The organism is Phormidium sp. CCY1219 (genome assembly GCF_035615515.1).
Taxonomy (GTDB): domain Bacteria; phylum Cyanobacteriota; class Cyanobacteriia; order Cyanobacteriales; family Laspinemataceae; genus CCY1219.
This window is the reverse complement of the sequence record NZ_JAJENT010000863.1, coordinates 1-4,241: the sequence shown is the minus strand read 5'-3', so window position 1 is coordinate 4,241 and position 4,241 is coordinate 1. Positions and strand designations below refer to the sequence as shown.

Sequence of the window (4,241 nt, the reverse complement as noted above, 5' to 3'; positions counted from 1 at the left end):
CAAGCAGTGCATTGCATATAAGTCCTGCCTCGCCCCTCGGATTCATTGTAGGCGATCGCCCCAGGGATTGTCAACCCAGAATTTTTGCTTGATGGTTCAACATGAGAAGATAAGCAGATTGCGGAAAAATAGTCATCTGTCCTTTGGGATTAGTCCTTTGTGGAAGTACCCACCACTCATGACTAATGACTATCAACCAACAACCAATGACTAATGACTACGGGAGTAACGTTAGCCACCTTGCAAATTAGTTGCGGCGATTGCCCAACATCGGTATCGAGTCTTGGAGGAGAATATTCTCTAAAGCGCAATTGAATAGTTTCTCTCGAGCGTCAAACAAGCAGTGCATTGCACACAAGTCCTGCCTCGCCCATCGGATTCATTGTAGGCGATCGCCCCAGGGATTGTCAACCCCCAATTCTTATTCGATCGCCCAACATTAGCAAATCAGCAGATTGAGGAAAAATAGTCTTTTGTGGTTCATCCAGTTAATTCTAGTGGGAGTTAGTGCCAGGGGTGATTGAGGTTCCACGGGAGTAACGTTAGCAACCTTGGAAATTAGTTGGCGATCGCCCTAGTTAACTTAGTGGATTGACGAGAAAGGACTAATCTTGTCGGTGAAGCGCAATTGAATAGTTTCTCTTCTCAAAATGCAAGCAATGCATTGCACATAAGTCCTGCTTGGCAGATCGACTTTATTGCATTCTAGACGATCGCCCCAGGGATTGTCAACCCCCAATTCTTTCACCACTCAATTTAACCACAGGAAAAATGACCAATGACTAAGGACAAACAACAAAAATAATCTTTGGTAGGTTCATTGAAGTAATGCTGGTTGGAAGTTAGTACCGGGGGTGATTGACATCCGAGTTAAGTGGCGTAAGTTGAGTAGAGTAAGGGCGTAAAGTGATTTGCTAACTCCTTTTACCAACAATCAACAACCAACAAGCAACAACCAATGATTAATGACTAATGACTAATGACATTAAATCACCTTAACGCCCTCCTGTCAATCGCCTGACTTCCAAGGGTTAAAGAGAATTCTATAATATCCGCGCGTTTCGCTGCAATTGGCGCAATATTTTCCTCCAAACCGCCCAGAGAATGTAGGATATTGAACTTTGCAACATACTGCGCCACATACCGCCAAACTGGGGAAGTGGGGTAGCGAGAAATATGGAAATAGATGTAATCGAATAATTCCTCAAGATAGAGTAAATAGTTGTTGACAGATTCTGCATTTGAGAAACTACGAGGAATAGAGAGCATAAATTGCCAGAAGTCCTTAAAGAACCACTTGGGAATTGCAGTTCCTTGATAATCAAAGGGTAACTGATGCGCTGGATAGTATAGCATCGCCGCCAACAGATAGCGAATTTTGTCTGGAGTGGACAACCCTTTAGCGAGATTAGTATTTAACTTCTCGATTAAAGTGATTTCGCTGTCAGTAGCGGGTTCATTTTGAACGCCCATTTGCAGTAAGATGCGATGGTCATTACCTACACCACTGCGATAGGTCATTTCCAGGCGATCGCTTCGGGTATTCAACCAGCGATCGGCGATTTGTTTTCGCAGAGGACATAAATTCATCGGTGTCCAATTTCCCACCTTATTATCCCGCAAAATTGGTTCGCTATCCCACGGGTTGAAAGGAACTAGCTTTTGCGCGCCCAAATTCGGACGCCAAAACTGTTTCCCATCTTCATTCAACATGCAAGCTACAAACGAAAATGTACTGTTGGAAATTCCGACAACATCGCAATGAGTCAACAGATAGAAATCCGGATAAAACTCTGCTTCGGGCAATTTAAGCCCTAAAGTGTTCGCCGTCACGGGATGATAGTCGGAAAACTCAGAAACTACATTGTCCAAATCATCGCTAGCGACAAACAAAACAGGATTTTCCAGCGTTTGCCACAATGAACTTAACCACTCCTTATACCATTGAATCGGCGTGACGAAAAAGTAGGAAAATCCATAGTCTTTCCGACGGATATGCAATCCGACTACTGTTTTCCCTTGGGCGCGCAAGCGATTTAATGCTGGCGTAAGTTTAGACTCAATTTCTGGTATTGGCTGAAACAGGCGTTTAAACGCTGCCTTCTGTGAAGCATAGTAGCGAGTATGGAACTGAAAATAACCCCAAATATCCACATCTTTGAGTGGAGATTTAGCATTCAAAATCGGCGATTCAGCAATCTGCTTGCTTCTATCCCGAATTTCGGGTAAAATCCGGGAAATCGGCGGGTCTTGATGGCCAAATAACCGCTGTCCGATCCACTCAGGAGTTTCCACGCGCAGGTGATGTTTGCTGGCGTAGAGTTTCAAAAATGCATACTGAAACAGTTGATTGGCAAATCGCCCATTACTCCCCAAAGTGGACATTGTAATTCGAGAAATTGTTGCCAATTGTGTATTTTCGGAGTTCTCTGCTTTTGCAGAGTATTTCCCTAAAGAGTAATCGGTGGTTGCTGTGGAGAAATGCTTTACTTGTGTATCTGGGAAGGGTTGAGGGTTTACCTGATAATAAAGCTTGCGAAGGGAATTTGCCAGGGGGTTTAGGTCTAAAGTGTCCGATAAGACAGTGGTGCAAAATTCGGGAACAGCAAGGGTGTAGTTGAAGCGGTGAATGTTGCTTGCTAAAGCACTAGTCATTTCGGGGAAAGGACCGGGAACATCATGTAGGATCGCCACTCCTTTATCGCTTAATAAGGAATGCGCCAGTTCTAAGGCTAAATTGCGAATAGGCCATCCGGAATAAGTACGTCCTTTTATGGTTACTTCGTCTTGGCGATCGCCGGCATCGATAAAAATAATATCAAAATAACCCCTCCCGTACTTTAGCGGATATTCCACATAGCTTAAAATTTCTTCCTCGGTCCAACAGTGTCCCTCGAAATATGCCTTTCCCTCATAACTTGTGACGTCAATGAGTTGATAATCAATGTCTATCTCTTCCCTCGCTGCTTCCCACACAGAGGCAAATGTATGATACCACTCCTCATTATCTTCAATCGAAACAACTTGCTTGCAGATTAACGAGGCAATAAATTGCTCGCTGTTGCACCCCGGTCCATACTCAAGCACTCTCAAAGGGCGGCGTTTCAGGCGATATTGCTGGACAATCGCATAAGGCAATATCCATTTAAAACTGTGAACTTCTTCATTCGATCCATACTGCACCAAATGTTTGGCAAATTCGCGAGGAAAATCTACATAAGGTTGACAGAGTTGTTCTAGATTAATCTGCTGGACAAGTTGGGCATTTTTGCAGAGAATTGCATTACCCACATGAGAAATCGGGTGGAATATTTCGGCAAAATTCTCAATCTCTGCAATCGAAAATGATTTAACCACCGGCAAATGCCAGTCAATCAGCAAAATCCACTGATATCCGAGGGATTTCAGAATTTCTAAAGAGGCGATCGCGCTATTAAAATATTTCATTGTCCACCCGCCCTGCTGACTTTGGCGAGACCCACCACCACCATACTCAAACTGTACGATATCCGGAAGTTGTGCTGGGGCAATTTCTCTCAATCCCTGAATAATTGCCAATTCACTTCCTTCCGTATCTAACTTCAAAATAGAAACTCGTTCGATTCCCCATTTTTGCAGCAGAGATTTGAGGGTGAAAGAAGGTACTTGCACGCGGGGGGAAGATGTTTCGCTCAACCCTGGAGAAGCAATATCTAAATCCAGTCTTTCTTTCCCCTGGGTCGTAACTCCCCACCAATCTGGATTTAAGGAATTCAAGTTAATATTGCGATCGCCTTCATATTCGCCCAAATAAAGCGTCACCGGACCATCTTTGTCGCTAATCGCTGCTGCTTCTAAAGGTACCTGAAACTGCTGACAACTCCGTACTAAATCATCCGTCGGCATCGGTTCTACCGCCAGAGTGGGAAAACCCCGCTTCACAAAATCGACAAAATAATACTCTTGCGTTCCCACACCAATCTCGATCGCCGCCCCTTGGCGGTTTGGATCTAAAATGGTGGCAAATGTGGTGAGTAAATGTCGGGAACAAGCTTCGTACTTCATCAGGTTAACTCCAGGCGATCGCCAGCTATTGTAGCATTCTAGTGTGAGTGGTCATTAGTCATTAGTCATTAGTCATTAGTCATTAGTCATTAGTCATTTGTCATTAGTCATTTGTCATTGGTCATTAGTCATTTGGCTATGCGCGCGAAATTGTTGCCCGAAGCGGTTGACAAAAAAAGCGGTAGGGGGTAGAATGA

Annotated in this window: 1 protein-coding gene; it reads right to left on the bottom strand. The window is 44.1% G+C overall.

What is annotated here, in order from left to right:
• Positions 1 to 990: 990 nt before the first annotated feature.
• Complete coding sequence (locus tag LKK83_RS28200) at positions 991 to 4,044, bottom strand: FkbM family methyltransferase (RefSeq protein ID WP_324634787.1); 3,054 nt, start codon at positions 4,042 to 4,044, stop codon at positions 991 to 993.
• Positions 4,045 to 4,241: the final 197 nt, after the last annotated feature.